A 14,443-nucleotide genomic window follows, 5' to 3' on the forward strand; every position below is an offset into this window, starting at 1 on the left:
CCACATGGGCCGGACTGATGCCTTGAGCCGTCCGGGCACTCGATCCCTCTATCCAGAGTGGCGGTGTCCGGCGTCCTCGCGACGGCCACCTTCGTCAACACTGCTTGTCTGATCGCTCGTTGGAGTTGGTGCCGCGAGCCCCCCGCACGGTGACCCCTTGTCATGCCCGAGCCCCTTCAGCTCCAACGCAGACCCGGGCCCGCGGTGTGAGCTGGTGCCACGAACAGCTACGAGATGTCGGACCGGGCTCGCGCCGAATCCTGGGATCACGCACGACGTGGCCCTGGTCGACGGCAGCGGACAGTTACTGGCCAAACGCCATATCACAGCGACCTGGCTCGCGCCGTCGCCGTCCTGGTCCGCGCCCAACAGCACGTCTGTCGGGTTGTTCGAACGCCGACCGCGTCGAGGCCGACCCCGGCCGCTGGGCGCGCCTGCTCGCCGCCGAGAACGGGCGGCCGATCCGGGAGGGCCTGTTCGGCGGGCGCCCGTCGGCTCGGACTCGGCGGGCGCCCGTCGGGTCGCGGGCCGAGGTCTCGGCCCGCCCCCGCGAGGTCAGTCGCCGGCCGCAGTGCCCGTCACCTTCAGGTGACGGACGCGGCCCACGTTGTCGAAGGATCCGAAGCCCACCCGGCCCGAGGCGAAGACCGGGTCGGTGGCCGTGATCAGCGGGTTGGGGCTGCCGTCCAGGTAGACGGCGGTCTCACCGGTGTCGGCGCAGTGGGTGAGGCGCACTTTGTGCCATCCGTCGTCCTTGATCGCCGGAGGTGCGCCGAAGGTTCCGTTCCACTGGTCGTCGATGCGCAGCCGGTCGGCGTCGTTGACCGTGAACATACCGTTGTGCGGATAGATGGTGTTGTCGCTCGACAGGTGCGCGTACTGGAATCGGGTGTCCGACTGATAGTCCCAGATGAGGATGACGTCACGGTTGGTGATCTCGACGGGGGTGTCGATCCGAACCTCCGCCTCGACGGTGACGGAGGAGTAGCTCGGGCCCGCGGTCAGGACGGCGTACTCGAAGGGGCGCCGCGGTCCCGGGCGGGCGACGCCCGGCTCGGTCATGATCGTCTCGCGTTCGGTGTACGCCCACTTGGCCGGGGTGACCGGCGCCCAGTTGTCGGGGCCGGTGGTGTGGGTGGTGGGCGTGTTGCCGATCTCGCAGTCGGCGAAGGTGCGGGTCCCGGTCACCTTCCAGACCTTGCCGTTGGCCTTCGAGACGATGTACAGGCCGCCGCTGCGGTCGGAGCCGAAGCGCAGGTCGACACGTTGGTCACCGGCGAGGTCGCGCATGGTGACCGTCTTCCCGGTCGACTTGTCGAAGAGCATCAGCTGCTCGAGCGGCGCGAGGTCGGCGCCGCGGCGCATGTCGCGGGTGTCCGCGGCCAGGATCCGGCCATCCACGAGGTCGCCGAAGATGTACTTCCCGCGCAACGCCGGCGCGTGCTTGCCGCGGTAGACGGAGCCTCCGGCGATGGCGCGGCCCACGTCGGACCGGCAGTTCCAGCCGGGTCCCGGGTCGTGGTCGTAGGCGGCGACCGGGTAGGTGTAGCCGTACTGGGCGTCGTCGGCGGGAAGGGGGAGGATGCGGGCGCACGGGTCGGTGGTCTTCTTGTCGAATGCGAAGGGGCCCTCGCGCTCGCTCCAGCCGAAGTTGTCCCCGGCCTTGACCTCGTACACCGACTCGATGGCGTGCTCGCCTATGTGTCCGAGATACATACGGTGGCTGCCGCCCGCGTCCCAGCTGAAGCGGTGCGGGTCCCGCATGCCAATGGCGTAGATCTCCCCAAGGGCACCGGGCTCACCGACGAACGGGTTGGACGCGGGGATGCCGTACCGGCCGTTGGCGCTGTCGCGGCCCGCGGGATCGATCCGCAGAAGTTTGCCGTGCGGGAGCGCCAGGTTCTGCGGCTCGCTGTTGCCGACGCCCTGCCCTCCGTCGCCCACCGCTAGGTAGAGGAGGCCGTAGTCCTCGTCGTTGGGCTTGGCCGTCGGGTTGAAGTCGATCTGCTGAATGCCGTGGACCTGGCCGGCGAAAGCGATACGCAGCACCTCGCGATGGGTGCCGTGGAAGACGGCCGCGGAGGGGTCGTCGGCGGTCCACTCGGTGATGACGCCGTGATAGGTGAGCGTGCCGGCCTGCCGGTAGTCGGGGGTCTCGGTGGCCTGCGACGCGAGCTCGGTGTGGATGGTGTAGAAGCGCCCGTTCGTGCCGAACTCCGGGTGGAACGCCGCGTACCCGAAGCCCTGACCGAGGCCGCGGCCCGAGAAGAAGTGCGGGAATGCGGCCTTGACGTCCAGGTAGGGGTGCGGGGTGCCACCGGAGGTGCTGGTCGCGGCGCCGGGGTCGGTGACGTACAGGGTGCCGTTGAGGTCCGGAGTCGCCATCCGGCCGGAGCCGTCGGGGAGTTCATTGATGGTGTTGATCCGGGCGTGGCGCATCAGGCGCGGATCCGTTGGTGCCGGAACGGGTTCCGACTTGGGAAATTGCGCGAACTCCTCCATGACGAGGCTCGTCGTGGACTGGACGGGCTTCTGCGGAATGGGGTCGGTCAGGGCGGCTGTCGCTGCGGCGGGCTCGTCTGCGTGGGAAGGGGCGGCGAGACCGCCCAGGGCGAGGGCTGCGCTGACGGCCACAGCCGCCCAGTTCCTTCGATATGTACGTCGTGACGCCATGCGGGTCCCTTCGGGCTGGCGCGACAAGTAGGGAAAACGATCCAGGACGGGAGCGGTCAGCGGCTCCGCGTCATGCGCCGGTACTCCGCCGCCACCGCTCCGGCCGGCACCGGGCGGTCCAGGAACAGGAGGTCGTCCATGCGGCAGTCGCAGGCGTTGTTCTCCCGGGTGTTCTGGGGGAAGCTGCCGCCGATCTTGATGCCGCGGGGATCGGTGGGCGAGGCGCGGTGGGGCGCCGGCGTGGTGGCGAGTTCCCAGGGGTCGCCCGGTGTGACGTAGAAGCCGTCCAGGGGCTTGCCGTCGCGGTAGAGCGCAAGGGTGCCGTCGCGGAAGTCGAATGTCGCGGCCAGGTGGACCCATTCACCGCGGGGCAGCAGTTCTTCCCAGGGGGCCTCGGCGGCGAAAGTCTGGGAGGCGCCGCTGTCCAGGCGTCTCCCCAGCGCGACCAGCTTCAACTCGCCGTTCACCTGGATGAGTTCGAGCAGCGCACGCACCGCGTGACCGTCAGAGGTTCCGGACAGTACGCCGGCCAGTCCTATCGCGTTGTAACGGTCGCTCGGGTTGGCCGTGTTGGAGTTCAGGGCGGGATTGTCGCCCGTCATCTTGAACCAGCCCATGACGGTGGCACCGCGGGCACTGCGGAAGGCCCCGAGGGACGACATGCCCTCGGCGTCCCAGGCCCCGGCCTTCCAGTCGTCGTTGCCCGCGGTGGCCGGGTTCTGCTGGCGCACCTGCAGGGCGGGCGAAGCACCCGGGTACGCTTCGTCGGCCACGCGCATCGCGGAGCCGCCGTTGATCAGGCTGAGCGTGGTGCCGGAGCGTCCGATGTCCTGCTCGCGACCTGGGTCGGCGGGGTCCGGGTGTCCGAAGTCGTACGCCGCCACAGCCTGGGCTCGCAGCGGAGTGTGGGCGGTTGAGGAGCGGGCCGCCTGGGCCGGAAACGTGGCGGCGGCAAGCGAGGCGGTCGCGGCGAGCGCGGCGACGGCGAGTGAGTAGCGTCTGGTGCGGGGCGGTGTCATACAGCCTCCCAGCGGCGGTCAAGGGGCATTCAACCGGGTTCTCCCGACTGATAGAAAGCGCTTTCGTCCGCGTGCAGGGACCATGTAACCCCTTCGCCGCGCCCAGGACAATGGGCGTGTACTCGCCAATATTTGAGCGTCCTTCGGCGGCGGCACGAACCTAATTGCGGACAAGGACGCAGACCGTGAGCGGCCCATCGGGGCGCGGACGCCACCGGCTCACGGCGGTTCACGAGCAGCTCGCCCCGAGTCCGGGCGGGTACGGCGGGTGGGTGAAGCGGCCCGGCGGGCGACCGCGCGGGGGCCGGTTCACTCGCCGGACTGCATCACCGCTCGGCGGGGCGGGTCTCCTTCCGGAGCAAGCGGAAGGGCCGGGAATCCGTCTTCAGTCCGGGGTGACCGTCGCCGTGAGCCATGCGTTCACGGCAGGGGCGCTGTTCTGCCTGTACGCCATCCGGTCCGAGCCCTCGGCCCTGGTCGAGCAGACGGTCCAGCGGTCGGCGTCCGCTCTGGCGGGGATCGGCCCGTTCGCGCTCCTGCGGGTTGTCGTCCTCGCCGATCGGGCCCCTGCGCGCGACGCCTCGCTCAGCAGGACGGCGATGGCGATGGCTGCATGAGGGAATGCCTGTGTCCAGGCATACTCTGCGACGCCTGTGCGCGCTGCCCCGCTCCATCTGCCCTTGTGTACCCCCTCGTCGGCGCAGTGGATCGCGCTGACTGTCGTGTCCGGTCCTGCGGGCGGCCGGTGTGGAGTGCAGGCGGTTGCGGACAGGGCTTGCCATTGCATTCCCCCGGCCCGAAGGCCTGGATTCCCTGCGAAGAAAAGGGATGGAGGCACACCAAGAGGCTGGTGAATGCAGTCACCACGCACACTCGCTGCTTGAGGCTTGACATCACATCACGTACGTCGCTGTTCGACGCGGACTTCCAGGAGCTGTTCTCGTACCCTGACGCCTGACTGATACGGGGACAGGTCCAGGAGCTGTTCTCGTACCCTGACGCCTGACTGATACGGGGACAGGTCGGGGATGTCCGGTGCCCGGTCGGCTGGGGCCGGCACGCGCAGCAGCTTCGCGAGCCGGGGCACCCTCGTGAACGGCCGGTGTGGTAGGCGCCGGCGACCGCGCCGCCACGCGAGCAGAAGGGCGAGCCGGGCTGGACGCCCCGGCGCGGGCAGGGGCGACACTCGACGTGGTACGCATCGGCCGGTGAGGGGTCTTGAGGTCCTTTTCGGTGCGTAACCCGGGCCCGATGCCCGACGGTTGGCGGATGATCCCCTGGGCATCGATGGCCAGGATGGCCTCATGGATCCGGAACTCGAACCATTCCTTGCGTTGATCCCGAAGGCTGACCTGACCGACCCGGTCACCGACCGCAAGAACTACGCCGAGCGCGCCGCAGCGGCACCGGCGCCGGACACAAGCGCACCCGTCGCTCACCCACGTCGCCGAGCGGCATGCGCCTCGGGCCGGTCCAGTACGGGTGCCACAACAGCCGGACGGGCAGCCACTGCAGCCGGCGGCGCAGCACGGTGGGCCGGGCCGGGTCCGGCGCGGCCAGGGCCTCGTAGGGGCGGTGCCAGTCCGCTCGCCCCCTTGATCCCGCCTGGGCACCCGAAGAGCCCCCGCCGGGACTTTGCCGGCGGGAGCTTTCGGGTGTGCGCCGATGCCGATGTTGGCAGTTGACCGGCGTCCGCAGTCAGCTGCAGGTCCGGTAGTCGTAACCAGCGAGCCGGGATTGGCCATCGCCGTCGTAGAAGGCGTACCGGCCCTCACTGTCACGCCAGATTGAGGTCTTGTACTTGTAGCCGTCGAACGTGTCGACGGTGCCGTTCTTGTCGTTGTCCAACAGGGCGCCGTTCGCCATCGAGAATGTGGCCTTGCCGACGACCCCGTCGTCGTTCAGCTGATGAAATCTCTGCCAGGCCTGGGTCGCGGACTTGGTCTTGGATCCGAAGATGCCGTCGACGTCCGAGAGATAGGGGAGATAGCCATCCGCCCACAGGATCTTCTGCCACAGACAGGTGGCGTTGGAGTACGTGTGCGTGCTGGTCGACAGAACGCCCTCGTCGCCCCAGTCGTCGGAGAAGATTCCAGCGCCGTAGACATAGGCGCGGCCGCTGAAGGTCCCGCTCGCTGCGGCTGGCGTGGTGCTGACGGCGAGGACGGCGGCGGTCAGCGCCCCAACCGTGCACGCGCCCAGCTTGATTCGCTTCGTGCTCCAACTCATGAAGACTCCTAGATTCGGGTCAGTCCGCTGACCGGCAAGTCGGCGGTGGCCAGACCCGCCGTGGGGTCTGGCGCCTCTGTGACTTGTTGCTCCACTTGCTCAGAAGGTTCGCCCATGCTGGGAATCGTGTCGTTGTCTGTGAGCGTCATGCCGTTGACGATCTGCGCCTGATCCGAAAATCCACGTGAGTCCGGGCATGCCAACGTGACCGGGGGCGGTAACGCCTCGGTCCAGGTGGTGCTGTCCGTCAGGCTGCGGGTTCGAGGGTGACCTTGTAGCCGAGGGCTTCGAGCTGGTGAATGTGGGCCCGTTTACGACGTTCGGGGTTGATGCGATGGTCGTAGTGATCAGAGCCGAGGTCGGTGTTGCGGGTGTCGGGGTCGGACAGCAGATGCCAGATGATCACCAGGAGGGAGCGGTCGACGGCGACGATCGCCTTCTTCTTTCCGCGGCGGCGGGCGATGCGCCGGTAGCGTTCGCCGAGGAATCTGCCGGTTCGAGCGGCACCGACCGCGGCCTCGCCGAGCACGCGAGCGAGGTACCGGTTGCCGTGGCCGGTGCTGTTCTTGCCCTTCTTCGTCCCGGTGGACCCCTTCACCCCGGGGCGAACTTGGCCCAGGAGGCCAGGTGGCTGAGGGTGGGGAAGCGGGACAAGTTCAGCCCTGTTGCGGCGACGATGACCGCGGCTGCGACCGGGCCTGTCCCGGGGATCTCATCCAGCCGCTCCACCGCCTGCACGAAAGGGGCGATCATCTCCTCGATCTTCGCATCGAGTTCATTGACTGCCGGGCCCCGTCCGGACGCCCGCGCAGAACCGCGGAGACCACCGCATGGTGCTGGTGGTGGGAGTACTCGATGTTCGTCGTCAGCACCGGAATCGCGATCAGCGTGTCGTGCAGCTGCCCGGCCGGGTCCGCGGCCTCGTCGACCAGCGCCAGCGTCTCCCCCAACTGCGAACGCCGCCGCGCATCCAGATCGGCGGCCTTCGCCGCCGGATACGCCGCTCCCGGCTCGACGATCCGCCGGAACTCCAATGCGTCCAGCAGCTCCTCAGCTCCTCGCGCGAGAACGGCAGCAACCCCTCCCCCGGCTTCCGGCCGGTGGACGACGACGGTGCCACCGCCGCGGCTGGGGTGCGCCTCGACGAAACCCGCCATCCGCGATGCGGCGATCGCCTCCCGGAGAGTCGCCCGCGACACTCCCAGGCGCTCGGCCAGGATCCGCTCGGTCGGCAGCGCCGAACCACGCGGATACCCGCCCGGCCTGATCGCGGTCGCCAGCTGCTCCACGCGCGACTCGAAAGCGTGGTGGGAACGCACCGGCCGCAACGGAGTTTCTCCCAGATCGGGGTCCGTCGCATGCCCAACGGGGGCCGCAGGCGTCACGACGTCACAGCTCCTCCAGGTTGTCACGGCTGGTCATGAAGTGCTTACGGCCGCCCGCGTACCACGACACCAGCGCGAACAGACCGACCACGGCCACCGCGATCGGCGCATAGTTGAAGCTGTCGACATTGACCGGCCGGGTCGGCGGCAGCACGAACAGCACGCAGATGACCACCACCCACACGACCGCGACCCAGCCGACCAGGCTGCTCCACTTGCCCAGGTGCCACGGTCCCGGAACGAACTCGTTGCCGCGCAGACGACGCAGCAGCACCGGCGTGACATAGGCGATGTAAAGGCCGATCACCGCGATAGAGGTCACCGCCAGGTATGCCGTGGTGTTGAACAGCGCCGGCAGCGTCAGGATCGCCGAGAGCGTCACACAGAACCAGATCGAGTTCGTGGGCGTCCCGGTGCGCGGATTGACCTTCGCCCAGATTCTCGACCCCGGAAGGGCGTTGTCGCGCGAGAACGCATAGCTCATCCGGGAGTTGGCGGTCACCGAGGCCATCCCGCAGAAGAACTGCGCGGCACACACGATGAACAGCAGGAACTTCGCCGTGCCCGGACTGTTCAGCGAGTCCAGGAAGACCTGCGCCGGCGGCAGCCCGGTACTCGACGCGGCCAGCTTGTCCAGCCCCGCGGAACTCTTGTCCTGGATCGATGCGGTGATGGAGAAGAGCAGGATGAAACCGCCGATGACCGAGATCACCACGCTCATCACAATCCCGCGTGGAGCGCTGCGGGCCGCTCCCCTGGTCTCCTCCGCCACATGGGCCGACGCGTCGTACCCCGTGTAGGTGTACTGCGCCATCAGCAGGCCCATGAGGAAGACGTAGAGGCCGGAGGTCCAGCCGGTGGCGTTGTGCCAGCCCGTCAGCGTCCACCCGGCGGACTGGTGGTGCTCGGGCAGCGCCCACAGCACGGCAACGATGACCAGGACGCCCACCACGTGCCACCAGGCAGAGACGTTCGACAGAAACGCGACGAGCTTCACGCCGAACGTGTTGAGAAGCGCGTGCACAAGAATGATCGCGAGGAACAGCAGGTAAGTACGGCCGACAGTGACCTCGGTGCCCCAGACGAGGTTCATGAACGCCATCCAGGTCGTGGCGCACCCGAAGTCGATCGCGGCAGTCACGGCGATCTCGCCCATGAAGTTGAACCAGCCCACGAACCAGGCCCAGGCACGCTTGTTCTTCCTGGCAAGCTCACCGGCCCAGAAGTAGAGACCACCCGCAGTGGGGTAGCGCGAACACACCTCGGCCATGGCCAGCGCCACACACGTCACGAAGACACCGACAACCGCCCAGCCGAGCACGATGGTCGACGGACCACCCGACTTCAGCGCGATCCCGTACGATGTGATACAGCCCGCCAGGATCGAAATGATCGAGAACGACACGGCAAAATTCGAGAACGCGGTCATACCGCGATGGAGTTCCTGCTTGTAGCCCATCTCTGCGAGACGGGCAGCATCCTCGTCCAGCTCTATCTCTGGCCGGACTTCTTCTTGCGCAGCCATCCGCGACTCCTCATCGACGAGGGACGACGGCGAACAAAGTGGCCTACGACACACCGGTTGTCAATGGCCTGATCTCAAACCTTTTCCGGCCGCGACACACCGGATCGACCGGGCCACCAGGGAGACATCCATGCCCGCAGGCCCTGCTGACGCGCTGGTCCGGGACCCGGCAGCAGTCCACGACCAGGTGTATCCGGCTGGGCGTCAGTAAGGACGTCATGGCCCGCCACGCACCCAGCCCGCGCGCTGATGTGTCACGTCCCCGCGCGCCCAGGCGGCGCCCAGCGTGAACGGCACCAGCCACTCTGCGGAGCCCACTCCGCGGAACCCACTCCGCCGCCGCCCGAGACCACGATCGCGGCCTCGGTCAGCTCCGGACGCCCGGTGGACTGCCGCGGAGTGTGGGAGACCAAGTCGGTGCCCTTCGCCGCGACGGAGAAGATGACCGTCACGTTCTCCATCGAGCCCGCGGCAGGCGCCGCCTTCGGCGAGGTCGCGTTCGGCTTCACGGTGATCACCGGGATGCCACGGGTGACGGTGGAGTCCACCGTGAAGAAGGCTTCCTCGACTGGCGGCACATCCCACGGTAGGGCCCGGCTGTCACGCTATGCCGGGGCACGCCACAGGTCGATGGGGATGGAGCGCACCGCCCGGCCCTCGTCGTCCAGAATCCAGCCCATCCGTTTGAAGTTCGCCAGCGTGAGCGACCGGTCGACCAATGTGATCTCCGGGAACCGCTCGACCAGGTACTCCTCCAGCCGTCGGCTGTCCGGCACCGACCGCACCCAGCCGTTGACCACCAGGTTGTGCGCCGAGGAGATCGAGGCGCACATCCGCACCGCTGGCACCCCGGACAGCGCGGAGCCCACTCTCGCCAACGCGGCCGAAGGGACGTTCATCCGGTAGGTGACGAACACCGGGTAGTTGGACCGTGAGTGCGCGATCTCGCACCGCGGCACCAGCACGCCGGTGCGTAGCAGCCGCGAGGTGCGCCGCCGTGCGGTGGACTCGCTCATCCCTGTACGCTGCGCCAATTCCTGGTAGCCGAGCCGACCATCGCGGCCGAGCGCCAGCATCAGCGGGATGTCCTCGGGCGCGGGGGTGGGGTCGGACTCCTGGACCGCCAGGTCGTCGCGGCCATCGTGCATTACCTGCCGCTGGTCGCGGTCCAGTGCCCGCAGGTCCCAGCGGGACCCCTCTGTGAGCAGCTCGGTGACGATCTGACTGCGGGTGGCCAGCACTCCGTCCAGGCGGCCGATCACGTCGGTGAGGAGCCGGGAGAGCGCTGCCAGGTCCGAGACCAGCACGGTGAGCAGCAGGTCCTGCCGCCCCGAGGTGTGTTCCACGCTGGCTACCTGTGGTTGTTCCACCAGCCCGGCCACCACCGCGGACAATCGCGAGGGCACGCAGTCCACCTCGACGAACGCCGCCACATGGTGCCGGGCGACGAAGTCGCCGCCGTACGCGGTCACCCAGGCCAGCCCGGCCTTCACCAGCCGCTCCCAGCGCCGGGCGGCGGTGACCGGGCTGATGCCCAGCGCCCGGCCCACCAGCGCCCAGGAGGCTCGCGGCGAGGTCTGCAGCGCGGTGACGAGCGCAAGGTCCGTCTCGTCCAGGTCGGCGGAAAACTTCATGGACGCTATCTGAACGCCGGTTTGCTGCAAAATCAAGCCCCAATTGCCAGTGCGGGCCGATGCTGCTGCGATCCGATCCCGCCCCGCAGCCAAGGACGCGGGCTGGAATCCCTCCCGGAATGCGGAGCATGAACATGCCTCTTGCGCTGACGCTTCTCGCGGTGCCCGTGGTGGCGCTACTGGCGGCCGTGTGGCTGCCCTTCGTGAACGGACCCCAGTTGTGGCTGGGGTTGCCCTCACTGCTGGTCTGGTCCGTCGGGTGGGTGCTCGCACTGACTCCCGCGCTGGCCTACGTGGAGCGCTGCCGCCGCAACGCCGCCGCCACCGGTACCGGGGAGGAGCGCTGATGTCCGTCACGCTGCTCGTCTGCGTCCTGGGCATGGTCGCCATCGGCGCCCTCGGTCTGCTCGGCCGCCGCCGGCCCGCTGCCAGCCTGGAGGAGTGGAGCGTCGGGGGACGCAACTTCGGCGCTTTCACGACCTGGCTGCTGCAGGCCGGCGAGATCTACACCACCTTCACCTTCCTCGGCCTCGCCGGGCTCGCCTTCACCTCGGGTGTGGCCGTCACCTACGCGCTGCCCTATCTGCCGCTCGCCTATGTGGGCCTGTACGCCATCGCGCCCGTCATCTGGCGGATGGGACGCGACCGCGGCTACCTCACCCAGGGCGACTTCTTCGCCGACCGCTACGGAAGCCGCCTGTTCGGCGGGCTCACCTCCGTCCTTGGCGTGGTCTTCCTGCTGCCGTACCTGCAACTGCAGATCACCGGACTCGGCCTGGTCATCCAGCTGGCCACCGGCAACAAGGACACCGGCACCCCCGCCATGATCGCGGCCTCGGTGCTGGTGGTCGCCTTCGTGCTGTGGTCCGGCATCCAGGGCGTCGCCAAGGCGGCCTACCTCAAGGACGCCCTGATGGTCGTCGCGCTGCTGGTGCTGCTGGTGATGGTCCCCGCGCACTACAACGGCGGCATCAACCACCTCGGCGCCCAGCTGCGGGAGCACCACTGGGAGCTGTTGAGCGTGCCCGCAGGCGGGGCGCACGGCCAGGTGTGGTTCTTCACCGCCATGCTCACCAGCCTCTTCAGCGTCCTCTTCCTGACGATGCCGCAGGGCTGGCCCCCCGTCTTGGCGGCCGGCAGCGAGCAGGCGCTGCGTAAGAACAGCATCTGGATACCGGTGTACGGCGCCACCCAGGCCATCCCGATGATCGTTGGTTTCACCGCGCTGACCACGCTCAGCGGCGTGGCCTCGCCCGCTGGCAACGGCGTGCTGCTGCAGTTGGCCTCCGGCGCGATGCCCGACTGGCTGCTCGGCGTTATCGCGGTGGCCGCTGCCGCGACCGCCATGGTGCCCTCGGCGGGCATCGTGCTCGGCATGTCCACCCTGGTCGCCCGCAATGTGCTGCGCCCGCGCGGCGCGCGTTCGGGGCTGCTGATCAACCACGGCACGGTCGTCATCGCGGTCACCCTCGCGCTGGTGCTCGGGATCACCCGCCCCGACGCGTTGGCCAACCTCCTGCTGCTCACGTACAGCGGCCTGGGACAGATGGCGCCCGCCACCGCCGCCGCGCTCACCCGCCGCCCGCTGCTGCGCTCCTGGTCGGCCGGCGCCGGCATCGTCGCCGGCGAGGCGGTACTGATCTGGCTGACCTTCGGCGGCTCCTACCACGGCGCCATCAGCACTGGGCTGATCTCATTGGCCGTCAACGTCGTGACCGCGGTCGCCGTGGAGCTGGTGCTGCGGGCCTGCAGCGGTGCGCCCGTACTCCCGGACGAGTCGTCCGCCCCCTCCGCTTCCACCCCCGCCACAGTCTGAGGAGCCCACCATGACAACCCAAGCCGCCTTTCCGCAGTCCGGCTCCCCGGTGTCGGCCGCCGCGTCGCACCGGCGGGAGAAGGTGCGGATATTCCACGCCCGCGCGATCACCACGCTCGCCGGACCACAAACCCAAGCTCTTGCTGTCCTGGCCGGCCGGATCGTCGCCACCGGTTCTTTGGCCGAGCTGTCCGAGACCTTTCCCACCGCCGACCGCACCGACCTCGGTGACGGACACGTCGTGCCCGGCTTCCACGACGCGCACTGCCATCCCTCCTGCCTCGCCGAGACCAAGCTGCGCCTTCACCTGGGCAGCGGAGACACCTCCGTGCCGCCGCGCGAGCGCATCGCCGCCGCCGCCGCGGCCACCCCGCCCGGCGAGTGGGTGACCGCCGAGGGCTACGACCCGCGTGCGGACCCCGAGGGCCGACTCGACCGTGCCGCCCTGGACGCCCTCGCCCCGGGCCGTCCGGTGGTGGTCATCCACTTCTCCTGCCACATGGCCGTCGCCAACTCGCCCGCGCTGGAACTCGCCGGATTCCGTGACGGTGACCCCGCGCCGGCCGGTGGCGACCTGGGCCGGGACGCCGGCGGGCGGCTGGACGGCTGGATGTACGAGCGGGCCTGGTTCGACGAGTGGTACCGGGCCGTCGGTGAACCCGAGTTCCTGCCCAGCCACAGCATCGAGGACCTCGTCGGCCCGCTGGGAGAGGTCTGCGCCGACCTGCACGCCACCGGCATCACCTCTTGGTGCGACGCCCTGGTCACCCCCAAGGAGCTGCAGCTGTACCAGCTCGCGTCCGAGCGCGGGCGACTGACCGCCCGCGTCGGCATGCTGCTGTGGTACCGCTACCTCGACGAGCTGCGCCGGGCCGGGCTGCACGCGGGCTTCGGCGACGAGTGGGTGCGGGTGGTGGGCGTCAAGCTGATGGCCGACGGTGCGCTGGCGGGCGGCACCTGTCTGTGCAGCAGGCCGTACCGGGCGGAGACCGGCGGTGACAACGGTATCCAGGTGATGGGCGACGAGGAGCTGGCGGCCACGGTGGAGGCAGCGCACGCCGCCGGGCTGCGGGTCGGCGTCCATGCCAACGGCGACCTGGCGGTCGGCAAGGTGCTGGACGCCATCGAACGGGCCCGCGCCCTGCATCCGCAGAACACGGTCAACCACCGGATCGAGCACTGCAGCATGGTGGACGACACCCTGGTCGCACGGATCCGCCGCAGTGGGGTCACACCGGTCCCGTTCGGCTCCTTCGTCCACGGGCACGGCGCGAAGCTCATCGGCTACTACGGCGACGACCGCGCCGAGCAGGTGTGCGCGCACCGCACCCTGCTGGACGCCGGGGTCACCGTCGCCGGCTCCTCCGACTACCCGGCCGGACCGCTCAACCCGCTGCTCGCTGTCCAGACCATGGTCACCCGGCGCACCGCCGACGGCCGGGTGCTCGGCGCCGACCAGCGGCTGACGGTTGCTCAGGCGCTCGAGGTGTACACCGCCGGATCCGCTCACGCCACCGGCGAGTCCCACCTCAAGGGCCGTTTGGCACCGGGGATGCTCGCCGACTTCGTGGTGCTCGGAGCCAGCCCCTTCGGCACCGACCCGGACGGTATCTCCGAGATCCCCGTCCAGTCCACCTGGGTCGGCGGCCGCCAGGTGTGGTCCGCCAATTCCTGAGGCCTGCGGCCCCTGACGCCACGAGGGGCTGGTGCCCCTATGGGTTTCGTCAACCTGTGGAGGCGGGTTGGGGGTCGTGGAAGGTGCCGTCGCGGAGCATCGCGACGAGCACGTTGGCTCGTGGTCTCGCGAGGCAGAGGAGGGCTTGGGTGTGGTGCTTTTCCTTGAGCGGTCCTCTTGTCGTGGTACGCCCGCGAGACCGGGTCGGCCAGGGACGGTCATCTCCAGCTCGGCGATGGTCTCGTCGTCCAGTTCGATGGAGCGGAGGGTGTGTGGCATCGATCGGGCGGCGTCGGCGATGACGAAGGCATCGCGGGCGTCAGTCTTGGCCTCGCCGGGATGGAGGTCGGCGAGACGAAGCCGTGGCTCGCGCCCGGTCAGTGGCACCGGGCGCGGAGGTGTCGGCCGCGATCATGCGGGGAGAGCCGCTGGACGTGCTGGAGGCGGAGTCGCGGGCGGGGCCCCTGGCTGTGGCGCCGGGTGGTCC

Annotated in this window: 12 protein-coding genes and 2 pseudogenes; 4 read left to right on the forward strand and 10 right to left on the reverse strand. The window is 69.1% G+C overall.

The window, feature by feature from the left end; translation table 11 throughout:
• Positions 1–555 precede the first annotated feature (555 nt).
• Both ACFY4A_RS14890 and ACFY4A_RS14895 read right to left on the reverse strand, forming a co-directional pair.
• On the reverse strand, positions 556–2,634 hold the full coding sequence (locus ACFY4A_RS14890; protein ID WP_390829837.1) for a PQQ-dependent sugar dehydrogenase: 2,079 nt from the start codon (positions 2,632–2,634) through the stop codon (positions 556–558).
• Between the two features lie 95 nt (positions 2,635–2,729).
• Positions 2,730–3,692 carry a hypothetical protein gene (locus tag ACFY4A_RS14895; RefSeq protein ID WP_390829838.1) on the reverse strand — a complete coding sequence of 321 codons (963 nt, stop codon included), beginning with the start codon at positions 3,690–3,692 and terminating at the stop codon, positions 2,730–2,732.
• Between the two features lie 407 nt (positions 3,693–4,099).
• Here ACFY4A_RS14895 and ACFY4A_RS14900 point away from each other — a divergent pair, with 407 nt between their 5' ends.
• Complete coding sequence (locus ACFY4A_RS14900) at positions 4,100–4,309, forward strand: hypothetical protein (protein ID WP_390829839.1); 210 nt, start codon at positions 4,100–4,102, stop codon at positions 4,307–4,309.
• A gap of 1,081 nt (positions 4,310–5,390) precedes the next feature.
• Here ACFY4A_RS14900 and ACFY4A_RS14905 read toward each other — a convergent pair.
• From ACFY4A_RS14905 to ACFY4A_RS14935, 7 genes and pseudogenes are all read right to left on the reverse strand, one after another.
• Positions 5,391–5,921, reverse strand: a complete 531-nt coding sequence (locus ACFY4A_RS14905; protein ID WP_390829840.1) for a peptidoglycan-binding protein — start codon at positions 5,919–5,921, stop codon at positions 5,391–5,393.
• Between the two features lie 247 nt (positions 5,922–6,168).
• Complete coding sequence (locus tag ACFY4A_RS14910; protein ID WP_390829841.1) at positions 6,169–6,519, reverse strand: hypothetical protein; 351 nt, start codon at positions 6,517–6,519, stop codon at positions 6,169–6,171.
• Positions 6,516–6,674: a transposase gene (locus ACFY4A_RS14915; RefSeq protein WP_390829842.1), complete on the reverse strand. Its 159-nt coding sequence runs from the start codon at positions 6,672–6,674 to the stop codon at positions 6,516–6,518. Before ACFY4A_RS14915 ends, ACFY4A_RS14910 begins: the two co-directional genes overlap by 4 nt.
• Positions 6,671–7,240: a FadR/GntR family transcriptional regulator gene (locus ACFY4A_RS14920; RefSeq protein WP_390829843.1), complete on the reverse strand. Its 570-nt coding sequence runs from the start codon at positions 7,238–7,240 to the stop codon at positions 6,671–6,673. The genes ACFY4A_RS14915 and ACFY4A_RS14920 overlap by 4 nt, the downstream gene beginning before the upstream one ends.
• A gap of 70 nt (positions 7,241–7,310) precedes the next feature.
• Positions 7,311–8,831 carry an amino acid permease gene (locus ACFY4A_RS14925; protein ID WP_390829844.1) on the reverse strand — a complete coding sequence of 507 codons (1,521 nt, stop codon included), beginning with the start codon at positions 8,829–8,831 and terminating at the stop codon, positions 7,311–7,313.
• A 317-nt stretch (positions 8,832–9,148) separates the two neighbouring features.
• Positions 9,149–9,391: pseudogene (locus ACFY4A_RS14930) on the reverse strand (electron transfer flavoprotein subunit alpha/FixB family protein); the annotation flags it as partial.
• Positions 9,392–9,436: 45 nt separating this feature from the next.
• Entirely contained in the window at positions 9,437–10,465 is a 1,029-nt protein-coding gene (locus ACFY4A_RS14935; RefSeq protein ID WP_390829845.1) for an Lrp/AsnC family transcriptional regulator, read from the reverse strand.
• A 128-nt stretch (positions 10,466–10,593) separates the two neighbouring features.
• Here ACFY4A_RS14935 and ACFY4A_RS14940 point away from each other — a divergent pair, with 128 nt between their 5' ends.
• From ACFY4A_RS14940 to ACFY4A_RS14950, 3 genes are read left to right on the forward strand one after another with little or no spacing between them, the layout of a single operon-like run.
• Positions 10,594–10,812, forward strand: coding sequence for a hypothetical protein (locus ACFY4A_RS14940; RefSeq protein WP_390829846.1), 219 nt, complete (start codon positions 10,594–10,596; stop codon positions 10,810–10,812).
• Positions 10,812–12,281, forward strand: a complete 1,470-nt coding sequence (locus ACFY4A_RS14945) for a sodium:solute symporter (RefSeq protein WP_390829847.1) — start codon at positions 10,812–10,814, stop codon at positions 12,279–12,281. Before ACFY4A_RS14940 ends, ACFY4A_RS14945 begins: the two co-directional genes overlap by 1 nt.
• Positions 12,282–12,291: 10 nt before the next feature.
• Positions 12,292–13,956, forward strand: a complete 1,665-nt coding sequence (locus ACFY4A_RS14950; protein WP_390829848.1) for an amidohydrolase — start codon at positions 12,292–12,294, stop codon at positions 13,954–13,956.
• Between the two features lie 219 nt (positions 13,957–14,175).
• Here ACFY4A_RS14950 and ACFY4A_RS14955 read toward each other — a convergent pair.
• A pseudogene (locus ACFY4A_RS14955) lies at positions 14,176–14,313 on the reverse strand (transposase); the annotation flags it as partial.
• Positions 14,314–14,443: the final 130 nt, after the last annotated feature.

The organism is Streptomyces sp. NPDC001292 (assembly GCF_042896465.1).
Classification (GTDB): domain Bacteria; phylum Actinomycetota; class Actinomycetes; order Streptomycetales; family Streptomycetaceae; genus Streptomyces.